Below are 14777 nucleotides of genomic sequence, written 5' to 3'. Positions count from 1 at the left end.
GGGGCCCGTTGTAAAGCCCATTGCGAATCCAAACCAGTCTCCGGTCGCCACAGGGACGGGCGCGACCGGCAACCCTTATTTCGGGCGCAATAACCGCGGAATCCCTATGCCCTGGCTACAGCTCCGCGTGGATACCGACCGTATCCGCGCGAAAACAATCGAAGAGGCGCTGCTGTTTGCCGGTGCCGTATCCGTCACCCTGCAGGACAATGCCGACCAACCCATTCTCGAGCCCGGCCTGGGAGAAGTGCCCCTCTGGGACCAGACCCGCGTAACCGGCCTGTTCGATGCCGGTGTGGACACCGGGGTCACCGAGGCGAAATGCGCCGCATTTCTGTGCGAACCACTTCCCAACGCCCGCTGGGAGCAACTGGAAGACAAAGACTGGGAGCGCGAGTGGATGTCCCACTACAAGCCCATCCAGTGCAGCGACCAGCTGTGGATCTGCCCCAGCTGGTGCGAACCGCCGCAGCCCCAGGCGGTCAATCTGCTGCTGGACCCGGGTCTCGCTTTTGGCACTGGCACCCACCCCACCACTTTCCTGTGCCTGCAATGGCTGTCCTTGGAGCCGCTGCAGGGCCGGCGCCTGATAGACTTCGGCTGCGGCTCCGGCATTTTGGGTATCGGCGCCCTGCTGCTGGGTGCCGAAAGCGCCCTGGGGATCGATATCGACCCCCAGGCCCTGACAGCCAGCCGCGATAATGCCAGGCGCAACGGCATAGCCCCCGAGCGCTTTCCGGTCTATCTGCCGGAGCAGATGCCCCAGGAGAGTGCGGACCTGCTGCTGGCCAATATTCTCGCAGCCCCGCTGGTGCAGCTGGCGCCGCGCCTGGTTGAACTGACACGCATCGGCGGTCGCCTGTGCCTGTCGGGAATACTGGCGTCACAGTCCCGGCAGGTGAAAGCGGCCTATGCACCCTGGATTGAGTTCGATGAAGATGGACAGCGGGAGGAGTGGGTGCGCATCAGCGGCTCGCGAGTGTGTTAGCAATTACTCAGTTGGGCTCCGCAACCCTTGCCTGGGACGCCGCAAGACGCCTACACTTGACCGCCGATTAATTTCCGCCAAAGCAGTATGTCGCAACTGGTAACCCGCTGCCCCCATTGCAGCACCTCCTTCCACGTTAGCGAGGCGCAGCTGCGCGCCGCCCGCGGTGCCGTGCGCTGTGGCTCCTGCCTGCAGGTTTTCCGCGCGGACGAAAACATTGTGTTCGGTGACAACGACGCCGACCGCAACCTGGAAGCACTGCTGGAAGATGACGACTTCCTGATCCACGACAATATCGATCTGGATGGGGACCTGGACACAGAGCCATCCAAACCCCTTGCGGCAGAGGCCTCCGGGCCCGGGCAGGGCCCTGTCATCGACGAAGCATTCGCGGACAGCGACTGGCAGACCCAGACCGACCCCACCACAGTGATCGAAGACAGCGGGCAGGCGGAGTTTGACAGCGGCGAGCTGGCGCCGGACTGGGACCCGGACCCCCAAAGCGGGGAAATACTGGCCCCAACCCTGGATAGGAGCCCGCCCCGGGATGGGGATGGAATACCCAGCCAGGTGGAGCAATCCCTGGATGACCGCCGCAGGCAGCGCAGCTTCCGCCCCGAGAAGGAACCGCTGTCGGCACCGCCGGACCGACAGCGGCTGCTCTCCGCCATTGAACCGGCGCCGCTGGAAATGACCTGGCGGCCCCGCCGGGACCAACGGATACCCGGATGGCTGTGGACCTTGCTGATGGCCCTTCTGGTTGGCGGCCTGTTGGCACAAACCGCCTATTTCCGCTTCGACAGCCTGAGCAAACGGCAACCCTGGCGCGACCTCTATGCTCTGGCATGCCCCCAGCTGGGCTGTACACTACCCATACTGGCAGATACCGATGCCATCCGCACCGCAAATCTGGTGGTGCGGAGCCACCCCCAGCTAAAAGGTGCTCTGGTGGTGGACGCCGTACTGTTGAACACGGCAGAATTTTCCCAGCCTTTTCCCAATCTGCTGCTGACCTTCAGCGACCTGCAGAATAGGGCGGTGGCGAGCCGCCGCTTTGCCCCCACAGACTACCTCCAGGGGGAGCTGGCCGGCCGCAAGCAGATGCCAAGCGGGAATCCGGTACATATCGCCATTGAGATCGTCGACCCCGGCCTGGCGGCGGTGAACTACGAGCTAGCGATCGCACCCTGACCCTCAGTCCCGGTTTGAAGCTGGCGGAAAAAAGGGCCTGTCACTCCATAAGAACTGTGCAAAGCACAAGCTAAACGCACAACAGGTGACCAAATTGAACGCTTTTTCGCTTTTCCAATACCGATGCAACCGCTATCATAGGCGGCTAGTTCCCGGACCCCGGGTCCAGCGAGGGTCTCAAAATGGCCCCAGAAGCCATATTTTGCGGAGCCTGAGTGTCCCAGAAAATCGCCATAGGCCCCTATGTTATCGGCAGTCCGGTAATCCTGGCGCCAATGGCGGGGGTCACCGACCGCCCTTTTCGCCAGTTGTGCCGGAATATGGGTGCGGGACTGGTGGTGTCGGAAATGGTGACATCGGACACGCGACTCTGGGACAGCCGAAAATCCCGGCTGCGGCTCGAACACAGCGGTGAAGCCGAACCTGTGTCGGTGCAGATAGCCGGAGCAGACCCGGAGATGATGGCGCAGGCTGCCCGGGAGAATGTGCGTCGCGGTGCTCAGATTATCGATATCAATATGGGCTGCCCGGCCAAGAAAGTGTGCCGCAAAGCGGCGGGGTCCGCACTGCTGCGGGACGAGGGACTGGTGGCGGATATTCTGCAGACCGTAGTGCAGTCCGTATCGGTACCGGTAACCCTGAAGATACGCACCGGCTGGTGCCCCGAGTCCCGCAACGGCGTCACTGTGGCCCGGCTGGCGGAGGACATTGGCGTATCCGCCCTCGCCGTACACGGCCGCACCCGCGCCTGCGGCTACCGGGGGCAGGCCGAATTCGATACCATTGCCGAAATTGTATCCAGGGTGAAGATCCCGGTTTTCGCCAATGGCGACATCACCGGTGTGGAAAGGGCCCGCGAGGTGCTCGATTACACCGGCGCCGCAGCGGTCATGGTGGGCCGCGCGGCCCAGGGACGACCGTGGATTTTTCGGCAGATGGCACACTATCTCGCCACCGGGGAACGACTGCCGGAACCCTCAGTGGAAGAGATCAGGGATACAGTGGTCGCCCACTTGGGCGAACTGCACCGTTTCTACGGTGGTGTGGCAGGGGTCCGTATCGCTCGCAAGCACGTGAGCTGGTACCTGAAGACACTCGTGGGGAGCGAGTCTTTTCGCAGCTACTTTCTCCAATTGGAAGACGCAGAAGCACAACATGCCAGCGTTCAGCAGTGGTTTGAACGCCGAATAACTAGAGGGGCACATGCGGCATGAACAACGAAGCATTTATTTCGGATACCAGCGGTTCTGACGAGACATCCCCGGGGGGACAGACTCAACTGCAACGCCCGCAGCAGCAGTCGCTGCGCGACGCGGTTGAGCAGGCGATGGAAAACTATTTCCGTCACCTGGATGGCCAGATGGTGACCGATGTTTACGATATGGTACTGTCAGAGATCGAAGCGCCGATGCTGGAAGTGGTAATGAAGTACACCCGCCACAACCAGACCCGCGCGGCCACCCTGCTGGGGCTCAACCGCGGTACCCTGCGCAAGAAACTGAAGCGCTACGGACTTCTGTAAAGCGCGCTCGCGCCTGCCAAGGCCGGGTAAACGGCGAGGGGGGATGGGAAAACTCATCCCCCCTCGCCGTTTACCGGCACAAATATCACCATTTCGGGTCACTCCTGCCACCGCATGAGGGTGAACCGGCTTCCGCCAAAAAACCAGATGGACCAATTGCTATGACAGACAAGGTGACGATTCGCCGTGCATTGATCAGCGTTTCGGACAAGAGTGGCATTGTGCAATTTGCCCGCCAGTTGGCGGCGATGGGCGTGGAGATTCTCTCCACTGGCGGCACCCACCGCCAACTGCAAGAAGCCGGTATCCCGGTGGTTGAAGTCTCCGATCACACCGGTTTCCCCGAAATGATGGACGGCCGGGTCAAGACTCTGCACCCGACGATACACGGCGGTATCCTCGGCCGCCGGGGCACCGATGACAGCGTCATGGCAGAACACCGTATCAGCCCCATCGACATGGTGGTGGTCAACCTTTACCCCTTCGCACAGACAGTGGCCAAACCGGACTGCCCGCTGGCGGACGCCATTGAAAACATCGACATCGGCGGCCCCACCATGGTGCGCGCAGCGGCGAAAAACCATCGCGACGTGGCCATCGTAGTGAACACCTCCGACTATGACGGTGTTATCGAGGAAATGCTCGCCGGTGATGGCACCCTCAGCCAGGCGAGCCGCTTCAACCTGGCGGTCAAGGCATTTGAACATACCGCCGCCTACGACGGCGCCATTGCCAACTACTTGGGCACTATCCAGGACGGTGCTAAACAGCGCTTTCCGCGGACTTACAACAGCCAGTTCATCAAGAAACTGGATCTGCGCTACGGCGAGAACCCCCACCAGCAATCCGCTTTCTACACCGAGGCGACGCCCGCCGAGGCCAGTGTCGCCACCGCTGTCCAGCTGCAGGGCAAGGCCCTGTCCTACAACAATATCGCCGACACCGATGCGGCGCTGGAGTGTGTAAAAAGCTTCAGCGAGCCCGCCTGCGTCATCGTCAAGCACGCCAACCCCTGTGGCGTCGCCATCGCCGAAGACATCGGCAAAGCCTACGAGTTGGCATTCGCAACCGACAGCGAATCCGCCTTTGGCGGCATTATCTCCTTTAACCGCACACTGGACGGAGATACCGCCAAAACCATCGTCGAGCGCCAGTTTGTGGAGGTGATCATAGCCCCCGCCGTATCCGAGCAGGCCAGGGCCGCGCTGGCGGAGAAAAAAAATGTGCGCCTGTTGGCGTGCGGCCAGTGGAATCCGGAGCCTGTACCAGCCCTTGACTACAAGCGGGTCAACGGCGGCCTGCTGGTCCAGGATCGCGACGACGGCATCATCACCGCCGCGGACCTGCAGGTGGTGTCCCGGCGACAACCCACAGAGGAAGAGTTCTGCGATTTGCTGTTCACCTGGAAGGTGGCCAAATTCGTCAAGTCCAATGCGATTGTCTACGGGCGCAGCGGGCACACCATCGGGATAGGCGCAGGCCAGATGAGCCGCGTAAACTCCGCTCGTATCGCCGCCATCAAGGCGGCGCATGCGGGCCTGGAGGTGGCCGGCTCGGCCATGGCCTCGGACGCCTTCTTTCCGTTCCGGGACGGTATCGACAACGCCGCCGAAGTGGGTATTCGCAGCGTGATTCAGCCAGGCGGCTCAATCCGCGACGATGAAGTCATCGCCGCCGCGAACGAACACGACATGGTGATGGTCTTCACCGGCATGCGCCATTTCCGTCACTGATCGGCTTTTGCTTGCCCGCAACAAATCCGGGCTAAAATACCGCACCAGATTGGATACCAACCGGCCGATACAGGGGGACCCCACATGAACATACTGGTTATTGGCGCAGGTGGCCGCGAGCATACACTGGCCTGGAAAGTGGCCCAGAATCCCGCTGTCGATACTGTGTTTGTGGCGCCGGGCAATGCCGGCACCGCGCGCGAAGCCAAACTCCAGAACGTCGCCATCGGCGTTGACAACTTTACTGCACTGGCGGAGTTCGCCGAATCCAATGGCGTTGAAATGACCATCGTGGGCCCGGAAGCACCGCTGGTGAACGGGATCGTCGACTTTTTCAACAGCCGGGGACTGGCTATCTTTGGGCCCGGCAAAAGCGCCGCCCAACTGGAGGGCTCCAAAGCATTTACCAAGGATTTCCTCCGGCGCTACCAGATCCCCACCGCCGCCTATCGCGACTTCACCACCCTGGAGCCGGCACTGGCGTACATACGCGCCCAGGGAGCGCCGATAGTGGTGAAAGCCGACGGACTCGCGGCGGGCAAAGGCGTGATTGTGGCGGAGACCGTCGAACAGGCCGAACTGGCGGTGCGCGACATGCTGTCCGGCAACGCCTTCGGCGAGGCGGGTTGCCGGGTGGTGATCGAGGAATACCTGACCGGTGAAGAGGCCAGCTTTATCGTGATGGTGGACGGTGAGCATATCCTGCCCATGGCCACCAGCCAGGACCACAAGCGGGCCGGTGACGGCGACACCGGGCCCAACACCGGCGGCATGGGGGCCTACTCGCCGGCGCCGGTTGTAACCGACGATGTCTATGGGCGTATTATGCGGGAAGTGATCGAGCCCACCGTCAAGGGGCTCGCTGCCGATGGCATCCCCTACACCGGCTTCCTCTACGCCGGCCTGATGATCGATGCCGAGGGCGCGCCCAGAGTCATAGAATACAATTGCCGGTTTGGCGACCCCGAGACGCAGCCCATCATGATGCGTCTCAAATCCGACCTGGTGGAACTGTGCCAGGCGGCGCTGGAGAAACGCCTGCACCAGGTGGTGGCGGAATGGGATCCCCGCCCGGCGCTTGGGGTGGTACTTGCCGCCAACGGCTACCCTGGCAGCTATCGCAAGGGCGATGCCATCTCCGGCCTGGAGCGGGCCGACAGCGACACCGCCAAAGTATTCCACGCTGGTACCGCCCTGGATGGGGAGCGCGTGGTAACCAGCGGCGGCCGCGTGCTATGCGCCACCGCCCTGGGGGAAACCGTGGCCGATGCCCAGGCGAATGCCTATACGGCGGCCAGGGCGATACACTGGGAGGGTGCCTTCTACCGCAAGGATATCGGCAGCCGCGCCGTGGCGCGGGAACAGCAACTGGTGGACTGACAATGGCCCGGGAGAGCAGCGACAACATGGGTGGCGGACGAAAACTTTCCGGCTTGGACCGGCTGCTGATCCAGGCGGATCGCGCCCTGCGCACCCTGAGCCCGGGCGCGCCCACTCACACCCGGCCCTCCCCGGCCAGGGGCGAGGATGAAGCGGATTTGAGCGAGGCCGAGCGCCGCCATGCGGCGGGGCTGATGCGGGTCAATCACAGCGGTGAGGTCTGTGCCCAGGCACTCTACCAGGGCCAGGCGCTGACCGCACAGCTGGCGGAGGTGCGCGGTGAAATGGAAGAGGCTGCGGATGAGGAAATCGACCACCTGGCCTGGTGCGAACAGCGCCTGCGGGAACTGGACAGCCGCCCCAGCCTGCTCAACCCTCTCTGGTATGGCCTGTCGTTCGGTCTCGGGGCCGCCGCCGGCAAAATAGGCGACCGGGTGAGTCTCGGCTTTGTCGCGGCCACCGAAGAGAGAGTCTGTGACCACCTGCAAAGCCACCTGCAGCGCCTGCCGGCCCAGGACCGCCGCAGCCGCGCCGTGGTGGAGCAGATGCTGGTGGACGAAGAAGCCCACCAGCACGCGGCGCTGGCGGCTGGAGGGACAGAGTTTCCGCGGCCACTCAAGGGCCTGATGACACTGGTGTCCAAGGTAATGACCTCGGCCAGCTACCGCCTTTAGCCCCGCCGGCAAGCGCCCCCTGCGCGGATTGCCCCACTGTCGCTGGAGGGTCAAACCTCCTCGATGCGGAAGCGGTGCACCATTTCCACTCCGGCGTTTTTCAGCATGATGGAGGCGGAGCAGTATTTCTCCGCCGACAGCTCTACCGCCCGGGCCACCTGGGCCTCCTTGACATTGCGGCCACGCACCACGAACTCCATTTCAATCCGCTCGAAAGGGGCCGGTACCGCATCGGGGCGCTGGGCGCTGAGTTCGCAATGGCAGGAAAAAATCTCCTGGCGAGCCTTCTGTAAAATGTTCACTACATCGTAGGAGGCGCAGCCACCCACCCCCAGCAACAGCATTTCCATGGGGCGGATGCCGTTGTTTTTCTGTCCACCTTCCATGACCACAGAATTGCCGCTGCCGGCCTCGCCTATAAATGTTACCCCATCAACCCAGCTTACCTTGGCCTGCATCCGCTAACTCCCGCTCATAACAAGGACGCGGAGCTTAGCATATCCGCACTCCCCTATCCGAGGCGGCAACGCCTCGTAGCGAAGAGCCTGAGCGGGCCAGTTTGGTCAAACGGGGCCAGCGGACAACGAAATAGCCGTCGACAACACAAAAGTTATTCCGAACGTTGGCAAAATCACGGTGTCACAGGTCACATTGCACACCTTTCCTGCCCTGGGCCACTTTTGGCGACGGGGAATTAGCGCCATAATCCCAACTTGCTGCCACGTCTCTCTGTGCGAGGCACACAACTAAAAAAAAGGAGTAGGTCCGTGACGGTTGCTATTGAAGAATTCATGTCTGTGGGGAACATTGAAGACTTTCTCGCCCATTGCCACCGGCGCCGCTACCCGGCCAAAAGCACCATCATCTACGCCGGTGACCGCTGTGAGTCACTCTATTTTATCTTGCGCGGCTCGGTGGCGGTTCTGATCGAAGACGACGAGGGGCGGGAAATGATTGTCGCCTACCTGAATGACGGCAATTTCTTTGGCGAAATGGGACTCTTCGACCAGGACACCCGCAGCGCCTGGGTGCGCACCAAGACAGAGTGCGAAGTGGCGGAGATTTCCTACGCCAAGTTCCAGGAGCTGACGCGGCAGAACCCCGAGTTCCTATTTGCTCTGGCCACGCAGATGGCCAGCCGGTTGCGCAACACCACGCGCAAGGTGGGGGATCTCGCCTTCCTGGACGTCACCGGCCGGGTCGCCCGCACCCTGCTGGATCTGTGCAACGAGCCGGATGCCATGACCCACCCGGAGGGTATGCAGATTAAAATCACCCGCCAGGAAATCGGCCGCATCGTCGGCTGCTCGCGGGAAATGGTGGGCAGGGTACTGAAAACCCTGGAAGAACAGGGGCTGGTATCGGTCAAAGGCAAGACGATGGTGGTCTACGGCACCCGCTGATGCCGGCCTGACCCAGAGGCGAAGCGCGCGACTGAGCCTCTGCACTATCCGCTTAGGGGCGTAAAGCGACCACCAAACTCGCAAATTAAGTGCATAACCATTTGATTTGGCGTCGAGGTTTGCGGACATGGGCCGCAAACCCTTGCTGAGAAAAGCCGGGAAAGGTTTTTCCCTAGGCCCTGTTAACAGACACTAGTTAAACATCTCCATCAGCTTGCGCCCCGGCTCCTCTTCGCGCATAAAAGCCTCACCCACTAGAAAAGCGTTCACATCGTGACCGCGCATGGCCGCCACATCGTCGGTGGTGTGGATACCGCTCTCGGTGACCACGATACGGTCCGCGGGAATCAGATCCAACAGCTGAAAAGTGGTCTCCAGCTGGACACTGAAGGTGTGCAGGTTGCGGTTGTTGATACCGATCAACCGGTTGGGCACGGCCAGAGCCCGCTCCAGTTCCACACGGTCGTGCACTTCCAGCAGGACATCCAGGCCCAGCTCCGCAGCCAGCCCGTTGAGGTCCTGCATCTGTGCATCCTCCAGGCAGGCGGCGATCAGCAGAATACAGTCGGCACCAATGGCCCGGGCTTCATACACCTGGAAGGGGTCCACAGTGAAGTCCTTGCGCAACACCGGCAGCCGCACCGCGGCGCGTGCCTGCTGCAGATAGGCATCGGCGCCCTGAAAGAAATCCACGTCCGTCAACACCGACAGACAGGCCGCGCCACCCCGTTCATAACTGGTGGCTATCTCGGCGGGAATGAAGTTCTCGCGAATCACGCCCCTGCTGGGGGAGGCTTTCTTGATCTCCGCGATTACCGCCGCCTGGCCCGCCGCCAGCCTGGCTTCTATCGCCTGCACGAACCCGCGCGTGGGCGGTTGGTCCAGTGCGCGGGCGCGGATCTCCGGGAGCGGGCAACTGCGAATACGCTCCGCCACCTCCTGCCATTTGCGCTCTACCACCTCGGTCAAAATAGTGGGAGTACTCACGCCTGCTCCTCCCGCGGACGGAAAGCACTGGTAAACGCCGCCAGATCCCTGATTTTCTCCCCGGCGAGGCCGCCGGCAATGGCGTCCTGGGCCATGGCAACCCCCTGCTTCGGGGTCCCGGCGACACCGCTCGCATAGATGGCCAAACCCGCGTTGAGGGCGATCATATCGGCCGCCTTGGCCGCCGCCTGGGTGGTCTGCTTGCCCAGGGCATCGCCGATCAGCGCCAGGGACGCACCGGCACCGGAAACCGACAGCCCCTCCAGGGAGCGCCGCTGAAGACCGAACTCTTCCGGTCGAATCTGCAACTCGCGCAGTTCGCCGTCCCTCAGTTCCACGGCGAAGGTATCCGCCGCTATGCTGGCTTCGTCGAGACCGTCGTCGCTGTGCATCACCAGCACATGCTCCGAGCCGAGGGTGCGCAGCACTTCCGCCAGCATCCGGCAGTGGGCGCGGTCGTAGACCCCGATCACCTGGCGCTTGACGCCAGCCGGGTTGGTCAGGGGGCCGAGCAGGTTGAAAATGGTGCGCATCCCGAGGGCCCTGCGCGGGCCTATGGCATAGCGCATGGCGCTGTGGTGACTGGGCGCGAACATAAAGCCCACGCCGAGGGTTTCGATACAGCGGCCCAGCTGGTCCGGGGTCAGCTCCAGAAAGACCCCCGCCCGCTCCAGCAGGTCCGCGGCGCCACTGCTGGAGGAGACGGAACGGTTGCCGTGTTTCGCCACCCGGGCACCGGCGGCGGCAGCGACAAAACTGGCCGCAGTGGACACATTGAACAGGTTTGCGCCGTCACCACCGGTGCCCACTATGTCCACAGCGTTGGTGAGATCCACCTGCACCGGCCGGACCAGCGCGCGCATCACTTCCACCGCTCCGGCGATCTCGTCCACCGTCTCGCCGCGCGCGCGCAGCGCCACCAGCAGCCCGCCGATCTGCGCATCCTCCGCCTCGCCGCGCATTACCTGGCCCATGACATCGCGCATTTGCGCACGCTGCAGATGCCTGTTGTCCACCAGCGCGGCAATCGCCTCCTGAATATTCATGTGATCCCCCAGCAGCTCTAGGCTTGCAGAAAATTTTTCAGCATATCGTGGCCGTGTTGAGTCAGGATGGACTCGGGGTGAAACTGCACCCCCTCCACCGACAGTTCGCGGTGGCGCAGACCCATGATTTCGTCGATCTCCCCCGCCTCAGTCTCGGTCCAGGCAGTGACCTCCAGGCAGTCGGGCAGACTGTCCTTGTCCACCACCAGCGAGTGGTAGCGGGTGGCCTCGAAGGGGTTCGACAGGTTGTGAAACACACCGAGGTTGTTGTGCACAATGGGGGAGGTTTTGCCATGCATCACCTTGCGCGCGCGCACCACCTGTCCGCCGAACACCTGGCCGATACTCTGCAGACCGAGGCAGATGCCCAGAATCGGCACCCGGCCGGCACAGTGGCGGATGGTTTGCATGGAAATGCCCGCCTCGTTAGGGGTGCAGGGACCGGGCGAGATCACAATTTTCTCCGGTGCCAGGCGGTCGATATCCTCCACTCCTATCTGGTCGTTGCGCTTTACCACCACTTCCGCCCCCAACTCGGCCAGATACTGCACCACGTTGAAGGTGAAGGAATCATAGTTGTCGATCATCAAAATCATCGCCCGCTGCCCTCGCCCCTTGATGCCGGAAAGTTATTTTCCATACGCCTCTGCAACCGCGCCAGCGCCTCCTGAGTGGAGCGCAGCTCCCGTACAATTTCAGTCTGACTCGGGGGCAATTGCAACTCATCCAGGCGCCTCAGCTTGGCTTCCTCCAGATTGTTCAGTACCACCCCGATAAACAGGTTGATCATCACGAAGGCCCCCATCACTACAAAGCTGACAAAGTAGAGCCAGGCCCAGGGCATGGACTCCATGGCCACATACATGATGTCGGTCCAGTCCTCAAAAGTGACGATGCGGAACAGGCTGAGCAGTGCGATGGGCAGGTTGCGCCAGTGGGTCGGATCCACCTCGTGGAACAGAAAATAACCGGCCACACCGTAGATATAAAAAATCAGCCCCATCAACAGCGCTATGTGAAACATGCTGGGCAGGCTGCGCAACAGCGTATCCACCAGCAGCCTCAGCTCCGGAAACGCCGACACCAGGCGCAGTACCCGCAGCACCCGCACCAGGCGCGCCAATGTCGCCAGCGGTCCCGCCGCGGGGATCAGGCTGAGCGCGATGATTGTGAAATCGAAGCAGTTCCAGCCGCTGGCAAAGTAGCGCCAGGGCCGGCTGCCATGGGCCAGTATCTTGCAGATCGCCTCGGCGATAAAAGCGGCCAGAATGAACTGGTTGATGCCCTGCAGTAGCGGGCCGAACCGGGCGCTCATCCACGCGGAGGTTTCCAGCCCCACCACCACGCCGTTGAGCAGGATCAAACCGATAATCAAGTGGTTGAACAGGGGCGCGGCGACGATGCGCCGGCACTGGTCCACCAGACTCGCCCCCTGGGGGACACTCGCCTCGCTCATGACACCGGCTCTCCATCCCCATTGCCGCCGGCCATGGCGGCGGCGCGGAACAGGGCGCGCGCCTTGTTCATGGTTTCATCCCACTCCGCCTGGGGATCTGAATCCGCCACCAGCCCGGCTCCGGCCTGAATGTACAACTGGCCGCCTTTGATCACCGCCGTGCGGATGGCAATGGCCGTATCCATATTGCCATTCCAGGCCAGATAACCCACGGCGCCGCCATAGATACCGCGCTTTTCCGGTTCCAGCTCATCGATAATCTCCATAGCGCGGATTTTCGGCGCCCCGGACAGAGTGCCCGCCGGCAGGGCCGCGCGCAGCGCGTCTATGGCCGACAGGCCCCGCTGCAGTTTCCCGGTCACATTGGAGGTGATGTGCATCACGTGGGAGTATCTTTCCACCACCATCCTCTCGGTGACACGCACACTGCCGGTTTCCGCCACACGGCCCACATCGTTGCGGCCCAAATCGATCAACATCAGGTGCTCGGCGATCTCCTTGGGGTCCGCCAGCAGTTCCCGCTCCAATGCGGCATCCTCCTCCGCATTGGCACCGCGACGGCGGGTGCCGGCCAGTGGGCGCACCGTCATATCGCCATCCTCCAGGTGCACCAGAATCTCCGGACTGGAACCCACCACCTGGTGATCCCCCAGGTCGAGAAAATACATGTAAGGGGATGGATTGAGACTGCGCAGCGCCCGATAGAGATTGATCGGCGGCGCACTGAACGGCGTCGATAGCCGCTGCGAAGGCACCACCTGCATGACGTCCCCGGCGAGAATATACTCCTTCACCCGCCCCACGGCCGCCTTGAACGCCTGGGCGCCAAAGTGGGAACGAAACGCAGACTCCTGCAATCCGCGCCCATCCATATCCAGTGCCGGCAGCGGCGGCACCGGCTGCGACAGGCGGGCCGCGAGACTGTCTAGGCGCTGCAGAGCGTGATCATAGGCGTCATCCAGTGCCGGATCCGCATGAGCGATAAGAATCACCGCCCCCGCCAGATTGTCGAACACCACAAGCTCGTCACTGACCATCAGCAGGATATCCGGATTGCCGAGACTGTCCGGGGGGGCGCCGACGGCCAGGCGCGGCTCTATGTAGCGCACACAGTCGTAACCGAAATAGCCCACCATGCCGCCGTTGAAGCGCGGCAGGCCCGGCAACTCCGGTACCCGGTAACGGCGCTGGAACTCCTCCACAAACGCCAGGGGATCGACTGCTTCGCAGCGCTCTGTCACCTCCCCATCGCACTCCACCTCTATCCGGTGCCCGTATACCCGCAGCAGCGTGCGCGCCGGCAGGCCGATAATGGAGTAGCGCCCCCACTTCTCCCCCCCTTGCACCGATTCCAGCAGATAACTGTAGCGACCCGCGGCCAGTTTCAGGTAGGTGGACAGCGGCGTTTCAACATCCGCAAGCACACGGCGCAACAGGGGAATGCGGTTGTATCCGGCCGAAGCGAGCCGGCGGTATTCGCTGGGGGTCATGGCGACTCCGAAGATATTCGGGAGAGTTTCACTCGAGCGGAGCCGGCAAATCCCATCCGCTCGACCAGGGGCCCGGCGCGAAAAACAGGCAGCGCGGGCTTCAGGGGATCAGTGGCACCATCGCCAACTGTCGACATGGAGGGCGGAACGATTCACGGCAAAGCCTCATTTTTCCAGCGCGCCAGTGTACAAAGACCACCCCAGGCGGGCAAGGCCCCCGGCCCTACCCGCCCCGGGGCAGCTGTGTGCGCATGGCGGCGATAGCCTCGCCGTACTCTTCGGCATTGAAGATAGCCGAGCCGGCCACAAACGTATCGGCACCGGCGACGGCGATCTCGCCGATGTTATCCCGGGTCACCCCGCCGTCGATCTCCAGGCGTATCTGCCGGCCGGACGCATCGATCAGCTTGCGCGCCTCGCGCAGTTTGCACAGAGTGGCGGGGATGAATTTCTGCCCGCCGAAACCGGGGTTCACAGACATCAGCAACAGCATGTCCAACTTGTCCGTGACATACCTGACCGGGTCCAGGCCGGTGGCCGGGTTCAGCACCAGCCCGGCCTTGCAGCCGAGACTGCGGATCAGCTGCAGGGAGCGGTCCACATGGCGCGACGCCTCCGGATGGAAGGTGATGTAGGTGGCCCCGGCATCGGCAAACATGCGAATCAAATCGTCTACCGGTTCCACCATCAGGTGCACGTCGATCGGCGCTTCTATCCCGTGACTGCGCAGCGCCTTGCACACCATGGGACCTATGGTGAGGTTGGGTACATAGTGATTGTCCATCACATCGAAATGCACCCAGTCGGCCCCAGCGGCCAGTACCGCCTCCACTTCTTCGCCGAGGCGGGCGAAATCGGCGGAGAGGATCGACGGTGCAATCTTGTAGTCCGGCATGGAATACTCCTA

15 protein-coding genes are annotated in these 14777 nt (G+C 62.4%); 8 read left to right on the top strand and 7 right to left on the bottom strand.

Features of this window, described 5'->3' with window-relative positions; all coding sequences use genetic code 11:
• Positions 1-106: 106 nt before the first annotated feature.
• The 7 genes from prmA (at position 107) to coq7 (ending at position 7488) form a co-directional block, all read left to right on the top strand.
• Positions 107-988, top strand: coding sequence for a 50S ribosomal protein L11 methyltransferase (gene prmA / locus ABVT36_RS14580; protein ID WP_368457189.1), 882 nt, complete (start codon positions 107-109; stop codon positions 986-988).
• 87 nt (positions 989-1075) lie between these two features.
• Positions 1076-2179, top strand: a complete 1104-nt coding sequence (locus tag ABVT36_RS14575) for a DUF3426 domain-containing protein (RefSeq protein ID WP_368457187.1) — start codon at positions 1076-1078, stop codon at positions 2177-2179.
• Between the two features lie 215 nt (positions 2180-2394).
• Positions 2395-3393: a tRNA dihydrouridine synthase DusB gene (gene dusB, locus ABVT36_RS14570; protein WP_367149769.1), complete on the top strand. Its 999-nt coding sequence runs from the start codon at positions 2395-2397 to the stop codon at positions 3391-3393.
• Positions 3390-3701: a DNA-binding transcriptional regulator Fis gene (gene fis / locus ABVT36_RS14565; RefSeq protein WP_367149771.1), complete on the top strand. Its 312-nt coding sequence runs from the start codon at positions 3390-3392 to the stop codon at positions 3699-3701. Before dusB ends, fis begins: the two co-directional genes overlap by 4 nt.
• Positions 3702-3862: 161 nt before the next feature.
• A complete protein-coding gene (purH, locus tag ABVT36_RS14560; protein WP_368457186.1) occupies positions 3863-5434 on the top strand; it encodes a bifunctional phosphoribosylaminoimidazolecarboxamide formyltransferase/IMP cyclohydrolase in 1572 nt (523 codons plus the stop codon).
• Between the two features lie 84 nt (positions 5435-5518).
• Positions 5519-6814 carry a phosphoribosylamine--glycine ligase gene (gene purD, locus ABVT36_RS14555; protein ID WP_367149773.1) on the top strand — a complete coding sequence of 432 codons (1296 nt, stop codon included), beginning with the start codon at positions 5519-5521 and terminating at the stop codon, positions 6812-6814.
• A 26-nt stretch (positions 6815-6840) separates the two neighbouring features.
• Positions 6841-7488 (top strand): 2-polyprenyl-3-methyl-6-methoxy-1,4-benzoquinone monooxygenase, encoded by a 648-nt coding sequence (gene coq7, locus ABVT36_RS14550; protein WP_368457214.1) that lies wholly within the window; start codon positions 6841-6843, stop codon positions 7486-7488.
• Positions 7489-7538: 50 nt separating this feature from the next.
• Here the strand turns inward: coq7 and ABVT36_RS14545 are convergent, their stop codons facing one another.
• Positions 7539-7946: an OsmC family protein gene (locus ABVT36_RS14545; protein ID WP_367149774.1), complete on the bottom strand. Its 408-nt coding sequence runs from the start codon at positions 7944-7946 to the stop codon at positions 7539-7541.
• A 333-nt stretch (positions 7947-8279) separates the two neighbouring features.
• On the opposite strand from ABVT36_RS14545, the gene crp reads away from it, so the two are divergent.
• A complete protein-coding gene (gene crp, locus ABVT36_RS14540) occupies positions 8280-8891 on the top strand; it encodes a cAMP-activated global transcriptional regulator CRP (protein WP_367149821.1) in 612 nt (203 codons plus the stop codon).
• A gap of 192 nt (positions 8892-9083) precedes the next feature.
• Here crp and trpC read toward each other — a convergent pair whose 3' ends face one another.
• From trpC to rpe, 6 genes are all read right to left on the bottom strand, one after another.
• Positions 9084-9878, bottom strand: a complete 795-nt coding sequence (trpC, locus tag ABVT36_RS14535; RefSeq protein WP_368457185.1) for an indole-3-glycerol phosphate synthase TrpC — start codon at positions 9876-9878, stop codon at positions 9084-9086.
• The gene (gene trpD / locus ABVT36_RS14530; RefSeq protein WP_368457184.1) at positions 9875-10924 is read right to left on the bottom strand and encodes an anthranilate phosphoribosyltransferase; all 1050 of its coding nucleotides are present in this window, start codon (positions 10922-10924) and stop codon (positions 9875-9877) included. The genes trpC and trpD overlap by 4 nt, the downstream gene beginning before the upstream one ends.
• Positions 10925-10941: 17 nt before the next feature.
• A complete protein-coding gene (locus ABVT36_RS14525) occupies positions 10942-11520 on the bottom strand; it encodes an aminodeoxychorismate/anthranilate synthase component II (RefSeq protein ID WP_367149778.1) in 579 nt (192 codons plus the stop codon).
• Complete coding sequence (locus tag ABVT36_RS14520) at positions 11517-12380, bottom strand: ion transporter (RefSeq protein ID WP_367149779.1); 864 nt, start codon at positions 12378-12380, stop codon at positions 11517-11519. The genes ABVT36_RS14525 and ABVT36_RS14520 overlap by 4 nt, the downstream gene beginning before the upstream one ends.
• Complete coding sequence (gene trpE, locus ABVT36_RS14515) at positions 12377-13870, bottom strand: anthranilate synthase component I (RefSeq protein WP_368457183.1); 1494 nt, start codon at positions 13868-13870, stop codon at positions 12377-12379. Before trpE ends, ABVT36_RS14520 begins: the two co-directional genes overlap by 4 nt.
• 223 nt (positions 13871-14093) lie before the next feature.
• Positions 14094-14765, bottom strand: coding sequence for a ribulose-phosphate 3-epimerase (gene rpe, locus ABVT36_RS14510; RefSeq protein ID WP_368457182.1), 672 nt, complete (start codon positions 14763-14765; stop codon positions 14094-14096).
• Between the last annotated feature and the right edge of the window lie 12 nt (positions 14766-14777).

The sequence above is a fragment of the Microbulbifer sp. TYP-18 genome (genome assembly GCF_040932045.1).
Lineage (GTDB): Bacteria > Pseudomonadota > Gammaproteobacteria > Pseudomonadales > Cellvibrionaceae > Microbulbifer.
The sequence above is the reverse complement of the archived record's forward strand: the minus strand, read 5'-3'. Positions and strand labels throughout refer to the sequence as shown.